Genomic DNA, 22748 nt, shown 5'->3' on the forward strand with positions numbered 1-22748 from the left:
CCATGAGTGACGTCGTCGTTGCTGCCACTGCGTACCTCAACCCGCAAGCTCTCGTCGCTGGTGCCATCTATACGGGGGCAACCGTGCTGGACGCGGTGAAGCCAGTCCTTCGAGGCCGGATTGACTACCTGACAGGTGTTAGAGGCGAAGGTGTCGGCCGCATCTCTGGCACGGTGAAGGACAAAGGCACGCCGAATCTGCCGGTCTCGGAACGCGTCGTTCTGCTGCGTCAAAAGGACCTGCTGCCCATTCGCGAGATGTGGAGCGACCCCACTACGGGCGTCTATCAATTCGACTATGTCGACGAACTGCAGAAGTACGTCGTCATCAGCTTCGACCACGACCTGAACCACCGCGCTGTGGTCGCGGACAACCTCACCCCGGACATCATCACATGACCACCAACCACGCACCGCACCGCGGCAGTGAAGACGATACGCAGACGGCAGAGAAGCCACTGAGCGTGGGCGTAGAGCTCGTGTTCGGGCAGCGCCAGCCGCCCACCGCGCAGCGAACGGGCCGCGCCGACTTGGTGTTTCGCGAGCGGGTTCGCCGGCCTGAGCCCCGGCGCGCCGCCGACCCGATTTCAGAATAGAACGGGCGCCCCTCCCCACCCCCTGCACTGCAGCGCGGCAAAGAATGAACCCTGAACTTTTTAAAGCAGCCGCCGAGAAAAACTCAACGGCTCCGGAAAGAGGGGAACACTTTTCCCGAATTGCCGGGAATTTTTCGAGTCCTGAGTGGGAGAGCGCGGCGCACGTCAATTTCCCTATGATCGCGGGCCAGCTTGACCACTGGTTGCAGTCGCTTGCGGACGACTCACGCACGCCGACTGAATTTCTAATGCTGGAAGGCGAGACAGTGGCGCTGGTCCGCAAGACGAGCGAGCGCGCGTTGCGCGGTTACGGTCCCCCGATTGAATGCCTAGCGATCGATGGCTTTTACCTTTCCGAGCAATTGCAGGGCCAAGGCCGTTTCAAGCAATTCCTGAAGCTGTGCGTCGGCGTCAACCCATGGCCCATCCTCGCGATGGAACTCGTCATCAACCCGCGCCTGCTGGCGTTCTGCCAGCGACTCGGCTTCGCCACGCCCGATCCGGACGACGAGACTACGTTTCTCGTCGACGCAGACGCAGTGCGGCGCATGTGACTTTCTTCACGCAGCGACAGAAATAGAGAGCGTTGCGTCCGCCATTACAAAAGAGCGATTTCGCAATAGACGAAAGCACTAAATCTGCGCCGAAAGTATTCAGATTGCCTCCAGTTGCGCGGATAGTTTTCGCAGTTCATTTCGCGATTGCGTAAGGCGAGAGCCTCCCCGGTTTTGAGGATTTCACGGCTTTCGCAATTGCGCAATTTGCTTGATCTAGATTAATGATGGCGACCGCTATATTCTCCGATCACCTTAACTTCTCGGCCGCACGAAATGCTCAACTCTTCAACGTTTAATCGCCCCACGCTTGAGAACATCGCATTGGATTTTCTGGTGGAACAGTGGGAGGCACGCCATCGGTTCGAGGTGCGCGCGCTCGCCGAGATGATCGGTTGCGCCACGCAAAGCCAGTGGGGACGGTTTCCGAAAGAATTCACCCCGGCCGAACTGCAGGCCGGCGCCGATGGCGTCGAGGCCTTCCGCGACTGCGTCGATCTCTACCGCGCGAAGCACGCGATCACCGTGCGCGAAATGGCCGAAGCCTTAGCGGACTTCCGAGCCATGAATGGCGATGCGCCGGCGAAGTTCGCGGACGGCGTGCTGCGGCACCTGGTGGTCGACGAGGCGCCTGCGCCCTCCACACCCAAGACAGAGGCCGCGGCGCGGCACGCAGAGGCCTTGCGCGAGCAGACGGCTGCCCTGGCCATCGTCCGTGCCACAAACGAACGCATCAAGGCCTGGCGCAAGGCGCGCGCCGAGGACGGCGCCAAGATGCCAGCGAACCAGCACGAGCTCACGGCCCTGGTGGTGCGTCAGGTGGCCGAGAAAGCCGTCCTGCATGCCGCGAACGATGCCGTGCGTGCGGCGAAGGCTGGTATCAGGGAAGCGGCCATTGCAGAGCGGCGGGCGCGCCCATGAGCGACGACATCGCCCCGCCCGTGTTCTTGGCGCCAGACCGCTACGTGACGATCGCGCTGTACGCCGCGATTAGCGGCTACTCACAGAACGCCATCCGCTGCAAGATCAAGGCGGGGACGTGGATCGACCGGCGCGAGTACATCCGCGCGCCGGACGGCCACGTGATGATCGATCGCGAAAGCGTGCAACGCTGGCTCACACGGAAAAACTAAGGTGTTGCAAGCGCGCACCGCTGAGACCATGGCGGATTTGTTCAGCGTGCAGGCGGCGGCACATGATGCTTGAATTCGCAAGCAGCGCACGCTAGACTTTGCGCGCTCGGGGCTCCAAGCCCGACCTGCACTGGCCGAATGGCTGTGCACCGCCAGCAGTGAATTCAGCTGGTGCCCGCTGTGCGCGCAGTAGCGTCGATCGGGGATCACATCAACTTTGTGCGTCCTTATGTCGAAATCTTCTTGCGCCCACCGTAGACACGCCTTCAATCTTCAGCAAGGCTGCTGCTATTACTGCTCTCTTCCAATGTGGCAGGACGACCCTGCTGCATTCGTGAGCCAATGGGGTTGCACCTCGCGGCAAGCTCGCTGGCTCCGCTGCACTGCCGAACACTTGGTGGCGCGCCAGGACCGTGGCACAGATGCCCGGGCAAACATTGTTGCTGCTTGTCTTCACTGCAACACGCGACGCCACTTAGGCCGCCAGAGAACAGCACCTAGCGCGAGCGTGTTCAAGGCGCAGGTCGAACGGCTCATGGCACGCGGTCGGTGGCATCCGGCCAACCTACCCCTACTTCCCGACCGACGATGCGGCGGGGGCGTGGTTGGAGCCGGTGATGCCTACACTGCAGCACGCGCAACACTAAGAGCGCGCAAACCTGAGATGTGGGTGGTGAATGCGCATCGTGCCGGATCAAAGGCTTCCCTATGACATATTGCTACGCGTTCAAGTTTCGAAGCAGCGTCTATCTCTTCGCTGATTCTGCGGTGACCCACGATGCCCCCGCCCCCGTCTCCACCGATGCAATCACTGCGTTTGGCGAGGCGTCGGTGGCGCTACGGAATCGCAGAGTGTCGGAAGGCGCGCTTAAGATTGTTGCGATTTCGCAAGACTGCATGTTGGCGATTGCGGGAGATGCAACCCGAGCGTTCAACGCAGCGCAGATATTTCGTTCTCTCTACTCTCGGCAGACGCCGATCCCCGAGTTACTGGCGAAGGTTTCCTCTAATCTGGGGGTCGACGATGCTAGTCGCTTTGAGTTTCTGATTGCGCGCCAGATCGACAGCGGCCCCGAGCTTTGGCACTGGAGCAGCGCGCTTCCGAATGCAGCCGTTGAAGTTGAAACCAGTATGCGGATTGGCAGCCTGGCTTCGTGGCACGCCGAGATGAGCAGCGCGCTCACAACGATGTTCACGCAAGGGAATCTCGATGAAAGCCGGATGCTCGTTGTCTTGGCCGCTTCCATCCAATCTTATGGACTTCGCGACTCGCTGATGGGCCAAGGGGTTGGCGGCACCGTAGCCGCAGTGCGTTTGTCGACCGATGGACCGGAGTGGTTGCCGGACACAAATTACGTTGTCGATCTGGGCCAACTCTCCGACATTGCGCTCGTGAGCGTTCTGATTCGAGAGAACGGTGTCGCGGTAGCTTCAAGTTTCTCGCAGGATGTGAGGGTGATGCTGAACAGCGTTAACCACGGGACCGGTCGGGATTGGATGCGGAAATGGCAAGCATCAGTGCGCTCGCAGTTTGCGCTATCTGCGTCTCGGCTCTGGATTTTTCTGGGGACCACCAACGCGACGCTCTTGATCGTAGACGCCGAAGCTGTCGTGACAGAGACGCCCATATTCACCGTTGCGAGATCTGCAGAGTGGGGCTACACGTTTGGAATGCATCCTCTATTGAAAGCGGTTTTGGAAGAGCCCCTGCTTGCGCCAGATCGCGGGTCACTGCCGTTTCGCATCACCTACACAAAGAGTTCGACGTGCCTAGAACACCTCACGCAGTTCATGGCGGCGAGGCAAAAGCAGCGAGGCGGGTAGAAAAGCAAAACGGCCCGCGAAGGGCCGTCTTTACTAGCTATCTGACGGAACCGGAAGAATCCGACCTCTTTGCTGTGTGCGGAGCAGGTCAGGGTGCAGCCCGGCACCGACGGATACACAGACGCTGCAGCGCGGCGCAACGACCCGCGATCCTTGTGGCTCGAAGCGAAGCTATTTCCTCTTCAGAGCCTTCTCGACTGCGGGACGCGAGTTGCCCACTTGTTTGATAGCCGCCTTCACCTCTGCCGGTTTGACGCCGGCTTTCTTGGCCGCGTAGGCGACCTCGTGCTTTTGGCCGCCTGCGACCTTGCCGCGGTCGGCCTTTCCGGTCTTCGTCTTGTCATCTGCCATTGCTTGCTCCTTTTTGGAGTGCTCAGTATGTGTCGGGTCAGGCCAAAGTAGCAACGGGTGTGACCCCTTAGCGCCCGGCAAGTTTTGAACTTTCTCCTGCTATTGGAATTGGAGGCGCGTGGCTATGATCCGCGCCAACTCAATAAGCACTACGTCGGGAGGAATTCATGACACCGTCCATCGTGTCGGGGGCTGCACGTCGCGTGCATGCTCCCGGTTTTCTTGTGCTCTCTCGCAAGGCTTTAGGGTACCGGGGACGACCTCAAGGCAAGAACCCGAGCGGACCCCTTGCTCTCCTCGGTTTCCCGAACGCGATGACGCATTTGTTCCTGGTCGTTTGCCTTGCATTCTTCGGGCTGCTGTCGCAGTCGGCGCACGCGACGATTCCATTCGGTAACGCGGTCTACTTCTACACGTACTTTGGACAATCGGACCCGTATCCGAACTCAGCCGACGCATGCGCAGACCTGGGTGCCAAGATCGGAGTGGCAACGGAAATGCGGCTCGGATACTACTGCTACTACGATGCTCGGCGCTGGGGCGGGTACGGCTTCGAGCTGTCGGATCGTCGAGGAACCGGGACGTACTGTCCACCCAACAGTGCAGCGGCCAGTGGCGGATGCGCCTGCAAGTCGAACTATCTGGAATATCCCGCGCAAACCGCTTGCATCTTCGCTGCGCCGGAGACGGCCAGCCGGTCGATGTGCACGAGGGCCGATATGGGAAAGGCGGTCGATATCGCGGGCGCAACAACTCCCCATCCCATCATCCCCGCGACTGGCGAAAAGTACCGATCTGAACTTGACTACGCCGACAGCGGGCCGGCCGCGCTGAGTTTGACGCGAATCTATCGCAGTACCTGGGGGGCGGATGCGACGCGCATCTCCGAGCCTTTAGGCAAATCCTGGGCGCACAACCATGGCGCCCGCCTCAAGACGAGTGCCGGCGCAGCCATTGTCACGAGCGCCGAAGGCCACGTCCGCACGTTCGCGCAAGCAACCGGCGCCTCGACCTGGACCGCCACCAATAGCGCCGACACCCTGGTACAGATCGCTGGCGGCGCGTGGACCTATCGCCGCGCCGATGACGACAGCACGCTGAACTTCGACGCTGCCGGCAAGCTGCAAACAATGGTGCACCGCAACGGCTGGGCTACCGCCTACGCCTACAACTCTTCCGGCCAGCTCGCCACCATCAGCAACAGCTTCGGGCGCAGTCTGATCCTTGCGTACAACCCTGCAGGCCAACTGACCACGGTGACCGCGCCCGATGCACGTGTCATAGGCTACAGCTACGACGCGGCAGGCCGACTCTCGCTCGTCACCTACCCCGACGGCAAGACGCGCAGCTTCCTCTACGAGAACGCGGCCTTCCCGCAGGCGCTCACCGGCATTCTTGATGAGACCGGTGCGCGCTGGGGAACCTTTGCGTATGACACGCAGGGCCGCGCTATCAGCACGGAGTTGGCTGGCTCGGCCGAGCGCTACCAAGTCAGTTACCCCTCGGCGGGTTCTGCAACCATTGTTGATCCTCTAAACACCTCGCGCGACTACAGCTACAGCGCGACCAAGGGTAAGCTGGCTGTCACGGGCGGCAGCCAGCCATCGGGGATTGGCGAAGCCGACGCCGCATCTCGCGTTCAAGATGCCAACGGCCTGATCACGAGCGAGACCGACTTCAAGGGCGTGGCCACTACGACGGCGTGGGATGTCGCGCGTCGCCTGCCCACATCAGTCACGCGTGCAGCGGGCACACCCGACGCCCAGACCGTCACTACGCAGTGGCACGCCACCTTCTCGTTGCCCGCGCTCATCACCGAGACCGGCCGTGCGGTGGCCTATACCTATGACAGTTCGGGCAACGTGCTGTCGCAGGCCATCACCGACACGGCCTCGTCACCCAACACCACGCGCACCTGGCAGTGGACCTACAACACCCAAGGCCTGGCCGCCACGCAGACCGCTCCCAACGGCGCAGTCACCACCTACACCTACGACACGCTGGGCAATCTGACCAAGGCCGTGAATGCCCTGGGCCACGAGACCCTCTACGCCTACGACACGGCCAATCGGGTTGTCAGCAGCACGGCGCCCAATGGCCTGGTCACCACCTACACCTACGATGCCAGAGACCGCCTGTTTACTCGCACCGTCGGAGGCCAGCAGACCACCACGCTGACCTACAAGCCCACCGGCTTGGTCGATACGCTCACGCTGCCGACAGGCTTGGCCCTGAGTTATTCGTACGATGCCGCGCACCGCCTCACAGGCTGGAGCAACAACCGCGGCGAGAGCGGCACCTTCACGCTCGACGCCATGGGCAACCGCACGGCCGAGCAGATCAAGGACTCCGCAGGCGCCGTCGCCTGGACTGCCGCGCGCGGCATCAACAACCTCAACCGCGTCTCAGCCCGCACCGACGGCCCCAACCAGACCAACGCCTTCGGCTACGACGCCAACGGCGAACTCGTCACCGAGACCAACGGCCTGAACCAGAGCACCCAGTACGGACTCGATCCGTTGCGCCGGGTGGCCGCCATCACCAATGCCGCCAGCGCCACGGCGACGCTCGCCTACAACCCTATCGACGGCGTCACCCAAGCCAAGGACTTCAAGGGAGTCGCGACAAGCTACGGCCGCGACGCCCAGGGCAACGCCACCTCCGAGGCCAGCGCCGACATCGGCAGCGTGAACACCCAATTCGATGCGCTGGGCCTGCCCGTTTGGATCATCGACGCGATGAGCCAAGTCACCACCATCGCCCGCGATGCACTGGGCCGCCCGACGGGCTTGCTCTTCGCCGACGGCAAGACCACCACTCTGCGCTACGACCTCACGCCCAGCTCCAAGGGCTATCTCTCCGAGATCGTCGACCGCAGCGGCATCACCGAGTACACGCGGGACGCCTTCGGCCGCGTCACCGCCAAGCGCCAGAGCCTGGCCAGCGGCCTGGTGCAGCAGGTGAGCTATGCCTACGGCGCCAGCGGCCTGCTCGCGAGCATCGGCTACCCCAACGGCAGCGTCCTGAGCTACGGCTACGACGCCACCGGGCGCCTGGCGCAGCTCAACTGGAACGGCAACCCCCTCATCACCAGCATCGCCTGGAACCCGATGGGCCAGGCTACGGGATGGAACTGGGCCTTTGTTGCTCCGAGCCTCGGTGCCAGCCGCAGCTACGACACCGCAGGCCGGCTGACCGCCACAGAGTTCAGCAGCTACGTCTGGGACGCGGCCGGTCGCATCACGAGCCTGACGCAGAACCTGTTCCAGCCGGGGGATGCCGACCCCACCCACAGCACGATCGCGAGCGCCAGCACCACCTGGGGCGTGAGCTACGACGCGGTGGGCCGCATCACCGGCTTCGATGCCACGGGCCACAGCACGGGCTTCGGCTACGACGCCAACGGCAACCGGGCAAGCAGCACGAAGACGATCAGCGGGCAGACCACCAACCTCAGCTACACGGTGGGGGCGAGCAGCAACAGGCTCGCGGGCTTCAGCCAGACCGCGGGCGGCACGACCACGAACGTGGCCTACAGCTACAACGCCAACGGGGACATGACCGGCGATGGCCTCAGGACCTACAGCTACGACGCCGAGGGAAGGCTGAGTGCCGTCACGACAGGCGCCACCGACACGAGCCCGACCACGCGCTATGCGCACAACGCGCTGGGGCAGCGGGTGTTCAAGACGGAGCCGTTGTATCCGCCAGCAGAAGGGGATGAGAGCGACCCGGGGTTCTTCCAGAGCCTGATCGACTTCTTTGCAAGGTTTTGGGCGCCGAGCACGATTGAGGCTGAGCAGCTCGGTTTCGCGTTCGTGTACGACGAAGATGGCACGCTGATCGCGGAGACGGGCACGGGGGGAGCGAACAGTACGGGCAGCACGCAGTACATCCACCTGCCGACTGCCAACGGGCCAATGCCGATTGCTGCGGTGATCAACGGCCAGATGTACGCGGTGCACAGCGATCACCTGAACACACCGAGGCGGCTTACGGATGCAGACGGGCAAGCGGTCTGGCAGTGGAGCTACAGCGCGTTCGGAGACGAGAAGCCCACGATCGCGAAGTACCGGTTTGCCAACCTGGACATCACGCCGAATTCTGGGACGACAAACGTCCCCGAGGTCACCAACAACCAGCGATACCCGGGCCAGTACTTCGACAAGGAATCAGGGCTGCACTACAACTACTTCAGGAGCTACGACAGCAGAACTGGGCGGTACAGCCAATCTGATCCGATCGGCCTCGACGGGGGCTGGAATCGGTTTGCCTACGCGCTAGGTGGTCCGCTTTCGATATATGACGACGACGGCTATGCACCCAAGAAGCCTGCCCCAGTCGTCCCTGTCCCCGCCGTGCCCGGCGGTGGAGGCGGCGCTACCTCTAGGCTGACATCCCCGATACCACTGCTCGGTATACCTCCCCCTCTACGCGCACCCGATATCGGGGGTAAGTCGTTGGGGCTGTCTTGCCCTGCCATTAGCGCCCCCTATCGACGGCCCTCCGGGTCAACCACGGCGGCACAACGTCAGTCAGTCCAAGGGATGCCATGCGTCAAGTGTGGAGAGCAAACTGCCGGCCAAATTGCCGGGCACAAGGGGGCGCTTGTGAAGGAATACTACGAAACTGGCACGATCGACAAGGAACGCATGCGAAGCCTTGATGCGGTGCAATCAGAATGTCCGACCTGCTCAGCGCGAGAAGGTGCCGACATGAGTAGATACTCGCGTGAACAGAAAAGGCTGAGAGGACTATGAACCAATGGTCGGCAATTGAAGAAGCGCAGCGCGATGTCTGCCGACGGTTCGCTGCGCAGTTCTGTGCCGCGCCGCGCCATCTCAAGATTGGCATCGCGTTGAACGTGCGCGATGGAATTTTCCCAATCAATGGTCTGCGGCATGCCTTGGAGGGTGAAACCAGCGGCTGGTACATCTGGGCAGGCGAAGAGCTTTCAACAGATCCCGACTTTTTTAAGCCGCTGCACATAGAGCACTTGGACGAATGGGCGCCGCAGATCAAGAAGTATTTGGGCCTTCCGCCGGGATGGCGATTCCTAATAGCACCGGACTGCGAGGATGTTTGGTTCGACGAGTCGTTGTTGCATGCGCGGCGAGAGTAGCTGGCGCCATTTCCCTTATGGCAGCGGCTGTACGGTGAACCGATCGGCCCTTCGAGCAGGTCGTGGCGGCCGGCAACGAGACCTATCCCATCTTTCTCAACTCAACCCCGATTTCGACGATTTTGGGGGTGTTGAGCGACGCAAGTGCTTGATGCGTATAGGGGTGACGCGGCAAAACGCTTGTGGTGGAGACCTTGGTCCTTGGCGTGCGGGCGAGCGGTTCCTAAACTGCGGCGCATGTTTCTGCGCTGCAACCGACGCCTGAAGGACGGCAAGACGCACGATTACTGGAGCGTGGTGGAGAACCGCCGACTGGCCGATGGTCGTGTGGTGCAAAGGCAGGTGCTCTACCTGGGCGAGATCAACGCGAGCCAGCGCGAAGCCTGGCGCAAGACCATCGAAGTGCACGACGAGGGAACCAGGCGCCAAGTGGCGCTGTTCCCGGCCGGCTCGATGCCCGCCGATGACGCGAATGCGGTGGGTATCCGTCTGGACGAACTGCGCCTCGAACGCCCGCGCCAGTGGGGCGCGTGCTGGCTGTCATGCGTGTTGTGGCAGCAACTCGAACTCGACGCCTTCTGGAGCGCTCGGCTGCCGCCCTCGCGCGAAGGCACCCCGTGGCTGCAGGTGCTGCAAACGCTGGTGGCCTACCGGCTGATCGATCCTGGCAGTGAATGGCGCTTGCACCGTCACTGGTTCGACGCCAGCGCGATGGCCGATCTGCTGCACGCCGACTTCGCGTTGGCCGAGAAGAACACGCTGTACCGTTGCCTGGACAAGCTCACAGCGCACAAGGACGAACTGTTCAAGTTCCTGTGCCGGCGCTGGGGCGAGCTGTTCGGCGCGAAGTTCGACGTGCTGCTGTACGACCTGACCAGCACCTACTTCGAGAGCGATGCGCAGCGCAGCGAGCACGACAAGCGCCAGTACGGCTACAGCCGCGACAAGCGAGGCGACTGCCGCCAGGTGGTGATCGCGCTGATCGTCACCCCTGAAGGCTTCCCGCTGAGCTACGAGGTGCTCTCGGGCAACACGGCCGACTCAACGACGCTTGGCGACTTCCTCGATCGCATCGAGCAGCGCTACGGCCGAGCCAACCGGATCTGGGTGATGGACCGCGGCGTGCCCACCGAAGACAGCCTGGCACAGATGCGCCGCATGGGAGCGTCGTATCTCGTGGGCACCCCCAAGGGGCGGCTGAGCAAGCTCGAGCAAGGCTTCCTCGCACAGCCGTGGCAGCGCGTGCGCGAAGGCGTCGATGTCAAGCGCCTGGCCGGTGACGAAGACACCTACGTGCTGGCGCAAAGTGCAGCACGCATCGACAAGGAGCGTGCGATGCGGCAACGCCGCCTGCGCCGCTACGTGCAGCGCCTGCAGGCCTTGCAGGGCCAGGCGCTCACGCGCGATCAACTGCTCATGAAGCTCGGCGCAGCCAAGCACGACGCCGGGCGCGCCGCCCATCTGGTCACGGTTCAGCTGCCCGAGGCCAGCAGCAGTTCCAAGACAGCATCCTTCGAGTTCGAACTCGATCGCGCCCGGCTGCGCCAGGTGCGCCGCCGTGAAGGGCGCTATCTGCTGCGCACCAACCTCGCAGCGCACGATCCCGCGCAGCTGTGGACGTTCTACATCCAGCTCACCGAGGTCGAGCAGGCGTTCAAGGAGCTCAAGCACGACCTGGCCGTACGCCCGATCTACCACTCCAGCGAGAAGCGCATCGAGGCCCACATCTTCGTGGCCTTCCTCGCCTACTGCCTGCAGGTCACCTTGAAGGCCCAACTCAAGCGCCTGGCGCACGGCATCACGCCTGCGGAGGTCATCGCCAAGTTCAAGACCATGCAGATGGTGGACGTGCACCTGCCCACCACCGACGGCAGAGAGCTCGTGCTGTCGCGATATACCCAGCCCGAGGCCGATCACCGCATGCTGCTGGACCTGCTGCGGCTGAAGCTGCCCGATCAACCCCCGCCGAAGATCACTGCCAAACACGCCCGCATCACTGCCCAACCCATCCCGCTGTAGTGGAGACCTTCGAGCTCGTGCTGAATCAAATCAAGCACTTAGCCGGCTTCGCACCTGCCAGTTGAGAAAGACGGGCTATGGCGAGGGCAAGCACGAGATTGAGGAGCGTGAGGTGTGGGGGCGCCCGGGTAGAGTGCGTGCATGTGTTGTTTTGAAATTTTCGGTAGTGCCTCGCCGAGGCGCCGCCTGCTCACTCCATTGTTTCTTTCGTCACTGGCGTTCCTGTCCGGCTGTGCAGCGCCGGTGACCGGCGTGGTTCGGCTTGGCGACGGACTGCTGAAAGCTGCGACAGCTCAAGAAGCAGAGGCGTACTGTCGCAACTTCGGCGACCCAACCCGTGTGATCAAGGAAGACAAATCGCGCCCGGATGCCGAGGTCTTGTTCAGATGCGATTGATCGCGTGGCTGCTCCTCGCCCTTCCCTTTGCCGCTCAAGCCCAAACCCGAACCTGCCTCGTCGTCGGCATCAGCGACGGCGACACCCTCACGGCCCGCTGTGGCTCGACTGGCTCATATGAGCAGGTGAAGGTCCGGCTTGCGGCGATCGACGCTCCTGAATCGCGCCAGCCCTGCGGCCAGCGAAGCAAACAGGCCCTGAGCTCGCTCTGCTACATGGAGCAGGCCCGGATCTCGCCCCGCGATGTGGATCGGTACGGTCGGACCGTGGCGGATGTGAGGTGCCGCGGGGAGGATGCCGGCCGGCGCCAGGTGGCCGGTGGGTGGGCCTGGGTCTACGAGCAGTACGCGACCCGCGACGACGGTGCGCTGTTCAAGGTGCAGTACACCGCCCGTGCACAACATCTAGGGTTGTGGGCCGATCGGGAGTCCCAGGCGCCTTGGGAATGGCGGAAGAAGGCGCAGCGCGGCGGGTGACCTTCGTGGATGCTAGGAGTGGAGGCTTCTACACAAATGAAACAGGCCGCCGACGCGCGCTACCGCCGGCAGCACTAAAAAATCGCTCTCAGGCAACCCGGACAAAGTTATGAACGGGAACAAAGCTGAGATTATTTTTCGCCGGCTGATTGCTATCCTGCGGCGTCACCATATGAGACACATCTTTTCGCGGATCGCCCAGCACACGGGACACGTCTTGCATGCGATAGGCACCCGTTTGGGCATAGTGCGCCTGCATGCGCACCGCCGTCTCGTGAACTGTCAGCGGCGCTCGTTGGTCGTTGCGTTCTGGCATGGCTACAGTGCTCCTTCATTGATAGCGGCGTCCCAGGGTTTGTGACGCACCCACCTAAACTTTCGATCGGAAGTGATGACGGCAATCTCGATTGGACCGCCGCATATCTGCGAGAAGCTAGAGAACTTCATCGCTTTGATCGTGCAATAAATGCACGAGTAGACGTAGTCCACAGCCTCTCTAATGGGCAAGGAATGGTGGACTAATCGCTGGTTGGCACACAAGGCTTCGAGTTCCTGTTGTGTGCCAGACCACTTTCCCGACGCCATGAGCGCCGCCTTGAGATTATCGTCTGCCCCGAAAACGAGACGTTGCACGATGTTTGGAGCCCCCCACCACGAAAAGCCTTCTTGTCCCTGTTGTGTCTGCGGGGCAGGCTTGCCGTTAAGTGGATCGAAGCCGATCGTGCAGACGCCAAGCGTTCGGTCAGGCAGCACGTAACCAGCGATACAGAATCCCACGAACAGCGCTTGCTTCAAATTTGCGAACTCCGTCTCATCATCCTTGGATCGGGACGACGCATCCGCGGGATCGTGCGCAGCCTTCGCCGCTAACGACTTAAAACGCTGAACAAGGGGTTCTGCTTCGTAAACTGGCGAAACCAAATCAACAAACCGAGCGCCGACATCGTTCAGGCTTGTTGGCGGCGTCGCGGCCAAGCTGTCGCCTAGAGTTGCCGCGAGGGATCGAATGCTAGTTCCGCCGAAGGCCCCTAAGCCCCAAGTCATAAGCGCTAGCGTGCTGTCCTCACCTATTTCAAAAATCTTCTGATTGAAATCAAAGAAGTGCATCCCATTCGGGGTGAGCCCGGACGCTGTACTGTCGGCGCCTAGGACGACTCCTTCAGGCGTCAGATAGAAGCCAGCGATCGTCACGATGAGAGCGGATGATACATAATGTTGCAAAAGCTACGCGTTTGAGGGTATTCTCGTTGCCACGCGAGCTTGGTGCAACGTAAAAGTTCCGCATTTTGTAACTGGCAACCCTAATTTGCAGCCCCGGTCGTTAGTGGACGGCGCCGAAGCGACCTCTACCAGCACCGGCAAACTGTCAGAACGAAGCATGCGCCGGAAAACTTAGGCCAGGCTGAGCGCGCTCACGTCTTCCTTGCGCCTTCGATCAGCCGCTGGGCACGCTACGCTCGTTTTGGGCGGCTTCCGGGGCCCAAGCAGCTTCAAGAGCATCGTTGAGGGCTGGACGTGCGGAGCGCCGTTGGGCTCGGACGGATCATCCAGGAGATGGCCCATACCCGCAGAGAACTCTTGAAGCGACCGCTGGAACTCAGCGACAGCCTCGAAGTACTCGCGACGTGCGGCCCTCGTGTTCATGGCGAGAGCGAAGTCTGATTCGGCTTGACGTCAAACAGGCGGCTCTTGAGGTGGCACCTTCGGTCGCGCGCGCGTCGGCCTTGGGCTTCGGCTCTTTCGGCGGCAACGGCTCCGGGGGCATGGTCAGGCGCTCGGCCGTGATCCGCATACGACCGCTCCCTCTAACATCTGGTATGCCGAGCAAAAAGCAGCCGACCGATCAAGTCGTCTTTCAAGTGGACGCTGGCCTTCATCGCCGTTTTGAAGAGATCTGTGATGCCAAACACGTGGAAGTGCCTGAGGCGATGCGCATGATGCTTGCGAAGGCTGTCCGCATGGGCACATTCGATTGGCTGCCGCTGGACGGAACTGACCCAGATCACGGATACATGCCCTATGTGCTGATCAAGGAGATGATCGAGGGCGCAAGCTGGAACCCGTCGGGCACAAGTAGACGAAGCCGCGGACGCACCACGCGCTAGGGTCACGCTTCGCCCTCCACGGCGGCTTGCGGACGATAGGTTCACGCGCGCTGCTCAGGCCCCGAACCAAGTGGGGCCAAGGCCTCAATCCTTGCTGTCAACGCTTCGATTGATGCCGCCAGTTCAGACCGCTTTGCGTCCCTCGCGTCCAGCACTTTGTGCATGGCGTCCATGAAAAGGAGGAGGGGCACCGCACACACGTTGAAGATGTGGAGCAGCAGTTTGAGGATGTCGGATCGAACCAGTTGCGGCGGGCCAACGATGAACAAGTAAATGCCAGCAGCCGAGTTCACTCCGATAACCAAGAGAAGCGAGATGCTGATCCACTTTTTCCAGAAGCGGAAGAGCTGTTCACGCCGGCTCTCGTCTAGCGCAAAAAAAGCGACCGACGTCGCGAAGAATATTGACAGGCCAACGCCGACTATTGAGGTGAGGGTTGATGCATCCATGTGACCGCGTGGTTGTGAATTCGACTGCCAGATTCTGGCCGATAGAGCGTGGGCGCATGCTGGGTCGTCTACATTGGGATGGGGCCGCCCCGCGGGGTGCTGCGATCGTCAGCGCTTTTCCGACGACATGCGTGCCAGAGCCCATCAGCGACCATCAGTGCAACATGGGCTTGGTAGGCATCTGGGTCAAGCGCCGCGCTCGGGTCGGGAGCATGGCGCTCTGAGTTGCAATGTTTGCAGGCGGCGACGATGTTCGACCGACTGTCTTTCCCCCCACCCATCTTCGCGGTGAGATGCTCGGCCGTGGAAGCGAACAGCGCGGCCTCTTCCAATGAAAGATGCCAGCGCGCTGCAAACGCTTCGCAACTGGTCTCCCACATCGGAAGCTTGCAGTAGAAGCAACGTTCGTCTTGCGCTTGGAAGGCTTGTCGCCGAAGAGTTCGAACTCGGGATGTCGTCATAGGGCTTCACGGTGTGGTGATCCCCCGTTGACGCTAGGCGCAGCTCGGGCGCCAAGGCCTTGGGCTCATGGCGGTGCCTGACCTAGGGTCAGGCTGTCGAGATTTTCAGGCCTCGATCGATGTGAAGTGTAGCGCCTCAATGAGGCCGGTTGGAGCGAAACACACGTCTTGCCGGTCGGCTGTGATCGGTTGGTGTATCGCGCGTCGAGCGATCGCCTACATCACGGAACTGGAGATGAGCTAAATTCGTCGCCCTTGAGCCGATACGACAGCGGCTAGTCATCCAGAGGAAGATCATTGTCTTCACCCGAAGTTTGCTACTTGGCTTTTTGCTTTGTTCCGCTCGGCAAAGAGACTCCGCGATTGTTTGGATTCGCCGAGTTCATCTCTTCCTTAGCGCTCATGGTGATCGTGTTCACGATCACAGACATCCGCTATAGGTTCCGAGTAGCAATCGCTCCATCTCGACTCTATCGTCTGACCTTCGGCCTGATGGCGTTCATCGGGCTTGCGACCCTGCTCACAGAGGTCTGGCTGGCGGAAGGTTGGTGGGTGCCGCGCAGTTCTCTCACGCGGTCCGGTTGGCAAGCAGCGTTGGGCGCTCTCTTTCTAGGCACGTTCATGACATGGGTTTGGTATGCCTTCATCCGGCCTCCCGTGTTCGGCCGACGAAACGCTGTTGGCGACGGTATAGATCCGCTGCTATACGCTGGTGAGGACGCGGGTTTGGTTTGCCCCGGTTGGGATTGACGTGACGAAGAGCAGATGGCCCCGCAAGGGGCCATCTGCTCGTTGGGCGATGCCGCTGTGCAGTCAGAACGGCGAGTCGGGATCGAAGTCGGGTGGGGTGCGATCGGGCACGAGTTGATCGCGCCAGGCGCGTTGGATCTCGGGGCCGTAGGCGAGCCAGAGCTGCTCGCGCATCAGCTCGAGGCACTCGAAGACGGCCAGGGCCTGCCTGGGCGACCAGTGCGACGGCAGCGCGAAGGCGGCAGTCGCTCGGGAGGGGCGCTTGCGCCGCGGCGTTCTCATCGAGGCGGCCATGGCCTGGCGGGCGTCACGCACGCGGCTTGCGCGTGGACGCTGGCTTCGAGCGCGTCGCGGCGGTGCGGGCGGCCATGCGTTGCGTGGCGCGTTCCTCGGCTTCTTTCTGGCGGTACGACTCGCCCTCGATGCGAACGACCTCGGCGCGGTGCATCAGCCGGTCGACCAGGGAGACCACGCAGGCGGCGTTGGGGAAGACCTCGCCCCAGTCAGCGAATCGTCTGTTCGTTGTCACGATCGTGCTCTTGTGCAGGTAGCGTCGGCTGACCAGCTCGAAGAGCATGTCGGCATGACGATTGGAGTACGAGAGGTAGCCGACCTCATCGACCAGGAGCAGGTCCGGTGCGGCGTAGTGTTGCAGCCGCCGGCGCAGGGCCGAATCGCTGTCCAGCGAGGCGAGCTCGCTGAGCATCTGACCGGCGGTGGTGAACAGCGCCGTATGCCCCTGGAGCACCGCCTGGTGCGCGATGTTGGCCGCCACCATCGTCTTGCCCACCCCGTTGGGGCCGAACAGCACGACGCTGCTGGCGTCGGCGAGGAACTGCAGGCTCATCAACTCTTCGATGGCGGTGCGGTCGCACTCCTTGGGCCAACTCCAGTCGAAGTCGGCCAGAGGCTTGAAGCGGCCGATGTGCGCCTCGCGCAGACGCCGCTCGAGGCTGCGGTGAGCTCGCTCGGCGCTCTCCCAGCCCAGCCACTGGCGCACGCGGTGTTCGCTCTCGGGCTGACCCATCAACTCGTCCCAGTGGGCCAGCAGGCCGTGCAGGCGCAGCTCGGCGGCCTGCGCCCGCAACTCGGCGTGAGAGGCCCCTGGGTGGACAGGAGGGATTGGCTCATTCATCGTTGGCGTCCTTGGGTGGGTCGTAGCGGCGGTCGTAGGAAGCGAGCGAATGCGTGGCCATCGGCGCGTCGCGTCGCGCCACGTGCTCGGGCAGCGCGAGAGCCAGCGTTGGAGGCCGCCCGGTGCGCTCGCGCGCGCGCTCCAGCGCCAGGCGCACGGCGTTGGGATGGGGCACCTTGCGCTCGATGGCCTCCAGGATGGCCGCCTGCAGCGACGGCGCGCCGTACTGGTCCAGCAGTCGCAGTAGCGCGGCGGTGATTGACCCCAAGTTGTGACCGCGCTCGGCGGCCATTTGCAGCAGCTCGGTGCTGGCGGGGGCGACCTGGGCCAGCACGTCGCAGCCGCGGTGCGAGCGCGCATTGCGTTTGTGCTGCACCAGGGCCTGCAAATGGGTTGGGTCCTCGATCGTCTGATGACGCTCGAAGCTGCGGGGATGGTTGGCCAGTTCGGTGACGCCGTCGAAGATGCGCACGCGCTGTTCATCGGCCAGCACCGACAGGGTGCGCCGCACGTGGGTATGCGGCACCGTGTAGTCGTTCAGATCGAAGCGCACGTAAGGCGTCTTGGCCACCTCGACATCCAGGCGCTGGCCCAGGGCGTAGCCGGTGGCGGGCAGCCCGAGCAGGCGTGGCTGCTCGACAGCGAAGGCCTGGCGCACGGTTAACGAGTCATCCTGGGGCCAGGGCCGATCGAACGCCTTGCCCTCGCACCACCGGCGCGCCTGGGCGTTCAGGTCGGCCACATCGGTGAACTCGCGCCCGGCGAAGAAGGATTTGCGGATGAAATCGATTTGCCTTTCAACCCGTCCCTTCTGATTTCCTCGTGCGACCGCCACCGGACGCGGCTCGAAGCGGTAGTGTTTGGCGAAGGCCAGGAATTCGGGATTGAAGCGAATCGCATCGCCCACGCGTTCGAGCACGACGCTCTTGAGATTGTCATAGAGGACCGTTCTGACGCTCCCGCCTAGCGCATCAAACGCCTCGACGTGGCCACGCAGGAAGCTGTCCATCTGGGCATTGAGGCAGAAGCGCAGGAAGATGCGCCGCGAGTAGCTCAGCACCATCACGAAGCCCATGAGCGGGCGCCGCGCACGGCCGATCTGCAAGTGATCGAAGTGAGCCCAGTCACATTGCATTTGTTCACCCGGCAGCGTGCGCAGGCGCAGGTAGGCTTCGGCCGACGGCCGGGGACGCATCGTGCTCACCAGGTGTCGGAAGTGGCTGGCCTGCCCCGCATAGCCGCGCTCGCACACCATGTCATGCAACCGGCTGGCCGTCAGCGTCGGGTACTTCTCCAGCGTCTCTCGGATGAAGGCCCGGTAAGGATCGATGAGGCTCGGGCGCAGCGGCACGCCTGGCGGTGCCACGTCGTGTTCACGCAGCACACGGCGCACCGTGTCGCGGTGCACGTGCAATTGGCGCGCGATGGTCCCCACGCGCCAGCGCTCGACCGTGAACAGACGCTCGATGCGTGCGGCCAGATCAAGAGGGATGGTCATGACCGCCGCGCTGTCGAAGGCCGTTCGTGCGCAGGGAGCCCAGGCGCACATGGGGCCGCAGCTCGTGACCGCAACGCCGGCATCCGAGTGCAGCGAAGGGGACCGCGCCGGCGCTCACCCGCGCAGCGTCGTGGGCCGATGGCGATTCGGTGAGGACGGTGAACTCGCACGCGCTGGGTGGTTCGCTGGGTGGGTCGCATGCAAGCAGTGAAGCATCGGCCCCCGCGTGCGGGCAACCCTGGTGCGTCACTTCTTTATCGATGGCGTCGCCCGCGCCGGCCTGACGCAGCGAACGTTGCCGTTCCCGCCAGCACGCGGAGCGCGCGGCATGCTTGAGGCGACCGCTGCGACTGCTCTGGTAGCGCTCGGCAGTCTCGCGTCGCCGCTCACGCCGACTCAGGCTCGAGCACGCCCGACTGCAATACTGCTGACCGCGGTCGCAGTGTGAACACAACAGCACCTGGTCGCGGCAACGCGCGCACAGGAACAGGCGGGCCGCACGGTCCATGTCCATCCTCGGCGATCAGCCAAAGGTGCTGGACGGACTCGTCCCAGGGTGCAACACTGCTGCAGCACCACCTTCATCGGCACGGTGTAGGGCGCGGCGCGGTCTCCAGGCTGCCAGGCATTAGTGACCGCTGCCGCACCCGCCTACTTCGGCATCGTCGACGTTGTACCTCGCAGTACCCGCGTGTGTCACGGGCGGCGCGTGCAGCCGCCGCCCCACGGGCTGGCAACGGCGCCCGGGATCAAGACCTGCTCAAGAGAATCGCCTTCGCCTGCATGGCCGCCCTCGGGCGGCCATGCAGGCGAATACCTCATGCGCGCTCGTTCGGCGTCAACGAGCCGAAGCTCGGAACATGGCCAGACTCAAAAACGCCACCTCACCGTCGAATACAAGCGGATCTCGACCAGCGTTCACAAACGCAGAGCGATACGCGCAAACGCTCTTTCGAATCATCGTGAAGGGCTCAGACACCGAGCTTTCGGTAATGGCGGATGAGCTTGCTCGGTCTGCGCAACGATTGATCCACTTCGCGCCGCCTGTTCCTGAACGCCACCATCAGGTACCGGCACCGAAGCAGATCGACAAGACCGAAGAATTCGCCTTTCACGTGTTGCGGCTCATCGCGAATAGGAAGCTATGCCGACACATCATTGGCTCGGCGCCTGGTACAGCCATTGCAATCTTTGAGGAGGCCATAGAGGCCAAGAAATTTCACTTGCCACTCGGCGCGTTTGCAACCAACGTTTCGGCCGAGGCAATTTGCAACACTGATTCAATCCTCTATCACGAGGGCGATGACTTCACCTCCGGCCTTCTGGGATCTGTGAAGCTCTTCAGCCGGACGCTCTACGGAAATTTTTATCTGGTGGAAGGGCTCGCTCGCGACTTTGGTTCACCGCTTGACATCGACTATTTCGAGCGCGACAAGTGGTCGCCTGAAATGCTGGAGATGTACTGCCGCGTCACGTTGCTGACCCTCGACGACTACCTCGTGAAAACGCGTCAACCTCACTCCTACGCTTTGTCAAGAGCGTTCCACGACATCGAAGGCGCAGTCTCTGGTGTCCACAAACTGAACGAGGCAGGCGATGATTTCTACCAGTTGGAGGCCTATCGGCGGTTTAGCGTAATTGTGAACTTTGTGGTCAACGCAATCGATGCGGTAAGCAACGCGAAGCATCCGCCCTACCAAGACAAGCTTCGGCTTCACAAAGACGAATTTGGGGAGAGCATCTATGACCAGCTTGCCCGGCTGATGTTTGAGGTCGTGCTCGCCGCGTCAAGCGTGGCGCGACCAGTATGGACGGCTTGGACAGTTCAACACAATGATGCTTGGTCTAGCTTCATGCCCATGTCGAAAACTTCGTCGACTTGGAAGATCGTTCAGTTCAAGCTGCGCCGGCTTCTCTACAACGAGCTGTTAGCCATGCCGAACTTCAAGGGCGCGCGCGTCCTTGGCTATTGCCTCAACGTAATGGGCTTGACAGTAGGCAAAGGCACCTACGGCCGCATGTATCGGCCCCTGGTGAAGGCTGTTCATGCCTGGACGAAGAAGCACTACTTGGATCTGCGGAAGCAGTACCCAAGCGTTGCTGAGGCCGCACTTATCGGCAGCTTGTCGTACGACAGCAGGCGCAACTGCGTGGTGAAGACTTATCGGGAGCGTTTTGACGGTACTAGCCCCGCTCAGTACCTGCAGTTGGATGGGGATGCGGATGAGGTTTTTACCGCTACGCAGATTCGCAAGGTTACGAGTCGCAGGCGCGCGGGAGGTCGACGCCAAACCTGAAACCACGCGTGGCAGTGGTGGAGGACAGCGGGGTGGGTACAAAGGGGGGTAGTAAAGCAAAACGGGCCGCTAGGGCCCGTATTTACTTGCTTACTGGAGGAGAGGGAGGGATTCGAACCCTCGGTCCGTTCGCACGGACGCCTGATTTCGAGTCAGGTACATTCGACCACTCTGCCACCTCTCCGGTGTCTGTCGAGCCCGCGATTCTAGCAGAGGCTTTGGGCGCTTTTCAGGCCCGCAGCACGCCCAATCCGGCCAGATAGGGTCGAAGCGCCTCCGGCACGGTGATCGAGCCATCCGCGTTCTGGTGGTTCTCCAGCACCGCAACCAGCGTGCGGCCGACCGCCAGGCCCGAGCCGTTGAGGGTGTGCACCAGCTCGTTCTTGCCCTGTGCGTTCTTGAAGCGGGCCTGCAGGCGGCGGGCCTGGAAGGCCTCGCAGTTCGAGACCGAGCTGATCTCGCGGTAGGTGTTCTGTGCCGGCAGCCAGACCTCGAGGTCGTAGGTCTTGGTGGAACCGAAACCCATGTCGCCGGTGCACAGCAGCACCACCCGATAGGGCAGCTCCAGCGCCTGCAGCACGGCCTCGGCATGGCCGGTCATGGTTTCGAGCGCCTCGTAGCTTTTTTCGGGATGCGTGATCTGCACCATCTCGACCTTGTCGAACTGGTGCTGGCGGATCATGCCGCGCGTGTCGCGGCCCGCGCTGCCGGCCTCGGAGCGAAAGCACGGCGTGTGCGCGGTGAGCTTGATGGGCAGTTGCGACTCGGCCACGATCTCGTCGCGCACGAAATTCGTGAGCGGCACTTCGCTGGTCGGGATGAGATAGAGCGCCGAATGATCGGGCGCCGGCTCGCCGTCCTGCCCGCCCTTCTTGGCGGCGAACAGGTCGCCTTCGAACTTGGGCAGCTGGCCGGTGCCGCGCAGCGTTTCGGCGTTGACGATGTAGGGCACGTAGCACTCGGTGTAGCCGTGCTGCTCGGTCTGGATGTCGAGCATGAACTGGGCGAGCGCCCGGTGCAGGCGCGCGATCGGCCCCTTCATCACGGTGAAGCGCGAACCTGCGAGCTTGACGCCGGTCTCGAAGTCCAGTCCCAGCGGCGTGCCGAGATCCACATGGTCCCTGGCCTCGAAGCCGAGCGCGGGTGCATCGGCGCCGTTGCCGCCCTTCGGGCTCCAGCGCCGGACCTCGAGATTCGCCGTTTCGTCATCTCCGACCGGCACACTCGGATGCGGCAGATTCGGGACCGCGAGCAGCAGAGCCTGAAGTTCGGGCTGGATGGCATCGAGCCGCACCGCCGACGACTCCTGTTCGGCCTTGAGCGCATTGACCTCGGTCATCAGCGCATCGACCGATTCGCCCTTGGCCTTCAGGGGCCCGATCTGCTTGTTGAGCGCGTTGCGGCGCGCCTGCAGCTCCTCGGTGCGGGTCTGCAGGGTCTTGCGCTCGGCCTCGAGTGCGCTGAAGCTGGCCACGTCGAGAAAGGTCTGGTTCTTCTTGCGGGTTTCGAGGCGGGCAACGACCGAGGCGAGGTCCTTGCGTAACAGAGTGATATCGAGCATCGGGCGATTTTAGGCGGGGCGT

At 62.4% G+C, this 22748-nt stretch carries 23 protein-coding genes and 1 tRNA gene; 14 read left to right on the top strand and 10 right to left on the bottom strand.

From position 1 onward, the window contains the following. Positions 1-2: 2 nt before the first annotated feature. From ACSQ89_RS22010 to ACSQ89_RS22040, 7 genes are all read left to right on the top strand, one after another. Entirely contained in the window at positions 3-398 is a 396-nt protein-coding gene (locus ACSQ89_RS22010) for a hypothetical protein (RefSeq protein WP_436296398.1), read from the top strand. After that, positions 395-595: a hypothetical protein gene (locus ACSQ89_RS22015; RefSeq protein WP_436296399.1), complete on the top strand. Its 201-nt coding sequence runs from the start codon at positions 395-397 to the stop codon at positions 593-595. Before ACSQ89_RS22010 ends, ACSQ89_RS22015 begins: the two co-directional genes overlap by 4 nt. 44 nt (positions 596-639) lie before the next feature. Beyond that, complete coding sequence (locus ACSQ89_RS22020) at positions 640-1149, top strand: hypothetical protein (protein ID WP_436296400.1); 510 nt, start codon at positions 640-642, stop codon at positions 1147-1149. Positions 1150-1518: 369 nt separating this feature from the next. Next, positions 1519-2070: a hypothetical protein gene (locus tag ACSQ89_RS22025; protein ID WP_436296401.1), complete on the top strand. Its 552-nt coding sequence runs from the start codon at positions 1519-1521 to the stop codon at positions 2068-2070. Beyond that, positions 2067-2282: an excisionase gene (locus ACSQ89_RS22030; protein ID WP_436296402.1), complete on the top strand. Its 216-nt coding sequence runs from the start codon at positions 2067-2069 to the stop codon at positions 2280-2282. The genes ACSQ89_RS22025 and ACSQ89_RS22030 overlap by 4 nt, the downstream gene beginning before the upstream one ends. A gap of 307 nt (positions 2283-2589) precedes the next feature. Further along, positions 2590-2994 (top strand): HNH endonuclease, encoded by a 405-nt coding sequence (locus tag ACSQ89_RS22035; protein ID WP_436296403.1) that lies wholly within the window; start codon positions 2590-2592, stop codon positions 2992-2994. Beyond that, positions 2991-4106, top strand: coding sequence for a hypothetical protein (locus ACSQ89_RS22040; RefSeq protein WP_436296404.1), 1116 nt, complete (start codon positions 2991-2993; stop codon positions 4104-4106). The genes ACSQ89_RS22035 and ACSQ89_RS22040 overlap by 4 nt, the downstream gene beginning before the upstream one ends. Positions 4107-4277: 171 nt before the next feature. Here the strand turns inward: ACSQ89_RS22040 and ACSQ89_RS22045 are convergent, their stop codons facing one another. Continuing rightward, positions 4278-4457: a DUF3606 domain-containing protein gene (locus tag ACSQ89_RS22045; RefSeq protein WP_436296405.1), complete on the bottom strand. Its 180-nt coding sequence runs from the start codon at positions 4455-4457 to the stop codon at positions 4278-4280. A gap of 167 nt (positions 4458-4624) precedes the next feature. On the opposite strand from ACSQ89_RS22045, the gene ACSQ89_RS22050 reads away from it, so the two are divergent. From ACSQ89_RS22050 to ACSQ89_RS22065, 4 genes are all read left to right on the top strand, one after another. Further along, entirely contained in the window at positions 4625-9217 is a 4593-nt protein-coding gene (locus ACSQ89_RS22050; RefSeq protein WP_436296406.1) for an RHS repeat-associated core domain-containing protein, read from the top strand. After that, on the top strand, positions 9214-9579 hold the full coding sequence (locus ACSQ89_RS22055; RefSeq protein ID WP_436296407.1) for an immunity protein Imm33 domain-containing protein: 366 nt from the start codon (positions 9214-9216) through the stop codon (positions 9577-9579). Before ACSQ89_RS22050 ends, ACSQ89_RS22055 begins: the two co-directional genes overlap by 4 nt. A gap of 237 nt (positions 9580-9816) precedes the next feature. Next, positions 9817-11598 carry an IS1634 family transposase gene (locus ACSQ89_RS22060; protein WP_436296001.1) on the top strand — a complete coding sequence of 594 codons (1782 nt, stop codon included), beginning with the start codon at positions 9817-9819 and terminating at the stop codon, positions 11596-11598. Between the two features lie 386 nt (positions 11599-11984). Then, positions 11985-12470, top strand: a complete 486-nt coding sequence (locus ACSQ89_RS22065; RefSeq protein ID WP_436296408.1) for a thermonuclease family protein — start codon at positions 11985-11987, stop codon at positions 12468-12470. Between the two features lie 88 nt (positions 12471-12558). Here the strand turns inward: ACSQ89_RS22065 and ACSQ89_RS22070 are convergent, their stop codons facing one another. Both ACSQ89_RS22070 and ACSQ89_RS22075 read right to left on the bottom strand, forming a co-directional pair. Continuing rightward, positions 12559-12786, bottom strand: a complete 228-nt coding sequence (locus ACSQ89_RS22070) for a hypothetical protein (protein WP_436296409.1) — start codon at positions 12784-12786, stop codon at positions 12559-12561. Positions 12787-12788: 2 nt separating this feature from the next. Further along, a complete protein-coding gene (locus ACSQ89_RS22075) occupies positions 12789-13661 on the bottom strand; it encodes a hypothetical protein (protein WP_436296410.1) in 873 nt (290 codons plus the stop codon). 626 nt (positions 13662-14287) lie between these two features. On the opposite strand from ACSQ89_RS22075, the gene ACSQ89_RS22080 reads away from it, so the two are divergent. Continuing rightward, a complete protein-coding gene (locus ACSQ89_RS22080; RefSeq protein ID WP_436296411.1) occupies positions 14288-14575 on the top strand; it encodes a hypothetical protein in 288 nt (95 codons plus the stop codon). A gap of 41 nt (positions 14576-14616) precedes the next feature. Here ACSQ89_RS22080 and ACSQ89_RS22085 read toward each other — a convergent pair whose 3' ends face one another. Both ACSQ89_RS22085 and ACSQ89_RS22090 read right to left on the bottom strand, forming a co-directional pair. Beyond that, on the bottom strand, positions 14617-15024 hold the full coding sequence (locus tag ACSQ89_RS22085) for a hypothetical protein (RefSeq protein WP_436296412.1): 408 nt from the start codon (positions 15022-15024) through the stop codon (positions 14617-14619). A 68-nt stretch (positions 15025-15092) separates the two neighbouring features. After that, complete coding sequence (locus tag ACSQ89_RS22090; RefSeq protein WP_436296413.1) at positions 15093-15485, bottom strand: HNH endonuclease; 393 nt, start codon at positions 15483-15485, stop codon at positions 15093-15095. A gap of 297 nt (positions 15486-15782) precedes the next feature. Between ACSQ89_RS22090 and ACSQ89_RS22095 the strand changes: the two genes are divergently transcribed. Next, positions 15783-16235 carry a hypothetical protein gene (locus ACSQ89_RS22095; RefSeq protein ID WP_436296414.1) on the top strand — a complete coding sequence of 151 codons (453 nt, stop codon included), beginning with the start codon at positions 15783-15785 and terminating at the stop codon, positions 16233-16235. Positions 16236-16298: 63 nt separating this feature from the next. Here ACSQ89_RS22095 and ACSQ89_RS22100 read toward each other — a convergent pair whose 3' ends face one another. Genes ACSQ89_RS22100 through istA form a run of 3 tightly spaced genes read right to left on the bottom strand, consistent with a single transcriptional unit; the run spans position 16299 to position 18868 of the window. Continuing rightward, entirely contained in the window at positions 16299-16550 is a 252-nt protein-coding gene (locus tag ACSQ89_RS22100) for a hypothetical protein (protein ID WP_436296157.1), read from the bottom strand. After that, on the bottom strand, positions 16543-17370 hold the full coding sequence (istB, locus tag ACSQ89_RS22105) for an IS21-like element helper ATPase IstB (RefSeq protein ID WP_436296158.1): 828 nt from the start codon (positions 17368-17370) through the stop codon (positions 16543-16545). Before istB ends, ACSQ89_RS22100 begins: the two co-directional genes overlap by 8 nt. After that, positions 17363-18868, bottom strand: a complete 1506-nt coding sequence (istA, locus tag ACSQ89_RS22110) for an IS21 family transposase (protein ID WP_436296159.1) — start codon at positions 18866-18868, stop codon at positions 17363-17365. The genes istB and istA overlap by 8 nt, the downstream gene beginning before the upstream one ends. 860 nt (positions 18869-19728) lie before the next feature. On the opposite strand from istA, the gene ACSQ89_RS22115 reads away from it, so the two are divergent. Then, positions 19729-21165: a hypothetical protein gene (locus ACSQ89_RS22115; protein WP_436296415.1), complete on the top strand. Its 1437-nt coding sequence runs from the start codon at positions 19729-19731 to the stop codon at positions 21163-21165. Positions 21166-21259: 94 nt separating this feature from the next. Here ACSQ89_RS22115 and ACSQ89_RS22120 read toward each other — a convergent pair. Together ACSQ89_RS22120 and serS are read right to left on the bottom strand one after the other, a co-directional pair. Next, positions 21260-21349, bottom strand: a tRNA-Ser gene (locus tag ACSQ89_RS22120). Between the two features lie 45 nt (positions 21350-21394). Continuing rightward, the gene (gene serS / locus ACSQ89_RS22125) at positions 21395-22726 is read right to left on the bottom strand and encodes a serine--tRNA ligase (protein ID WP_436296416.1); all 1332 of its coding nucleotides are present in this window, start codon (positions 22724-22726) and stop codon (positions 21395-21397) included. Positions 22727-22748: the final 22 nt, after the last annotated feature.

Source organism: Variovorax sp. LjRoot175 (assembly GCF_964253805.1).
Taxonomy (GTDB): Bacteria; Pseudomonadota; Gammaproteobacteria; order Burkholderiales; family Burkholderiaceae_C; genus Variovorax.

Excerpts from the sequence above, each read along its gene's own strand:
- ACSQ89_RS22010 (WP_436296398.1), top strand. The coding sequence starts at position 3 with ATGAGTGACGTCGTCGTTGCTGCCACTGCGTACCTCAACCCGCAAGCT.
- ACSQ89_RS22015 (WP_436296399.1), top strand. The coding sequence starts at position 395 with ATGACCACCAACCACGCACCGCACCGCGGCAGTGAAGACGATACGCAG.
- ACSQ89_RS22020 (WP_436296400.1), top strand. The coding sequence starts at position 640 with ATGAACCCTGAACTTTTTAAAGCAGCCGCCGAGAAAAACTCAACGGCT.
- ACSQ89_RS22030 (WP_436296402.1), top strand. The coding sequence starts at position 2,067 with ATGAGCGACGACATCGCCCCGCCCGTGTTCTTGGCGCCAGACCGCTAC.
- ACSQ89_RS22035 (WP_436296403.1), top strand. The coding sequence starts at position 2,590 with ATGTGGCAGGACGACCCTGCTGCATTCGTGAGCCAATGGGGTTGCACC.
- ACSQ89_RS22040 (WP_436296404.1), top strand. The coding sequence starts at position 2,991 with ATGACATATTGCTACGCGTTCAAGTTTCGAAGCAGCGTCTATCTCTTC.
- ACSQ89_RS22045 (WP_436296405.1), bottom strand. The coding sequence starts at position 4,457 with ATGGCAGATGACAAGACGAAGACCGGAAAGGCCGACCGCGGCAAGGTC.
- ACSQ89_RS22050 (WP_436296406.1), top strand. The coding sequence starts at position 4,625 with ATGACACCGTCCATCGTGTCGGGGGCTGCACGTCGCGTGCATGCTCCC.
- ACSQ89_RS22055 (WP_436296407.1), top strand. The coding sequence starts at position 9,214 with ATGAACCAATGGTCGGCAATTGAAGAAGCGCAGCGCGATGTCTGCCGA.
- ACSQ89_RS22060 (WP_436296001.1), top strand. The coding sequence starts at position 9,817 with ATGTTTCTGCGCTGCAACCGACGCCTGAAGGACGGCAAGACGCACGAT.
- ACSQ89_RS22065 (WP_436296408.1), top strand. The coding sequence starts at position 11,985 with ATGCGATTGATCGCGTGGCTGCTCCTCGCCCTTCCCTTTGCCGCTCAA.
- ACSQ89_RS22070 (WP_436296409.1), bottom strand. The coding sequence starts at position 12,786 with ATGCCAGAACGCAACGACCAACGAGCGCCGCTGACAGTTCACGAGACG.
- ACSQ89_RS22080 (WP_436296411.1), top strand. The coding sequence starts at position 14,288 with ATGCCGAGCAAAAAGCAGCCGACCGATCAAGTCGTCTTTCAAGTGGAC.
- ACSQ89_RS22085 (WP_436296412.1), bottom strand. The coding sequence starts at position 15,024 with ATGGATGCATCAACCCTCACCTCAATAGTCGGCGTTGGCCTGTCAATA.
- ACSQ89_RS22090 (WP_436296413.1), bottom strand. The coding sequence starts at position 15,485 with ATGACGACATCCCGAGTTCGAACTCTTCGGCGACAAGCCTTCCAAGCG.
- istB (WP_436296158.1), bottom strand. The coding sequence starts at position 17,370 with ATGAATGAGCCAATCCCTCCTGTCCACCCAGGGGCCTCTCACGCCGAG.
- istA (WP_436296159.1), bottom strand. The coding sequence starts at position 18,868 with ATGACCATCCCTCTTGATCTGGCCGCACGCATCGAGCGTCTGTTCACG.
- ACSQ89_RS22115 (WP_436296415.1), top strand. The coding sequence starts at position 19,729 with ATGGCCAGACTCAAAAACGCCACCTCACCGTCGAATACAAGCGGATCT.
- serS (WP_436296416.1), bottom strand. The coding sequence starts at position 22,726 with ATGCTCGATATCACTCTGTTACGCAAGGACCTCGCCTCGGTCGTTGCC.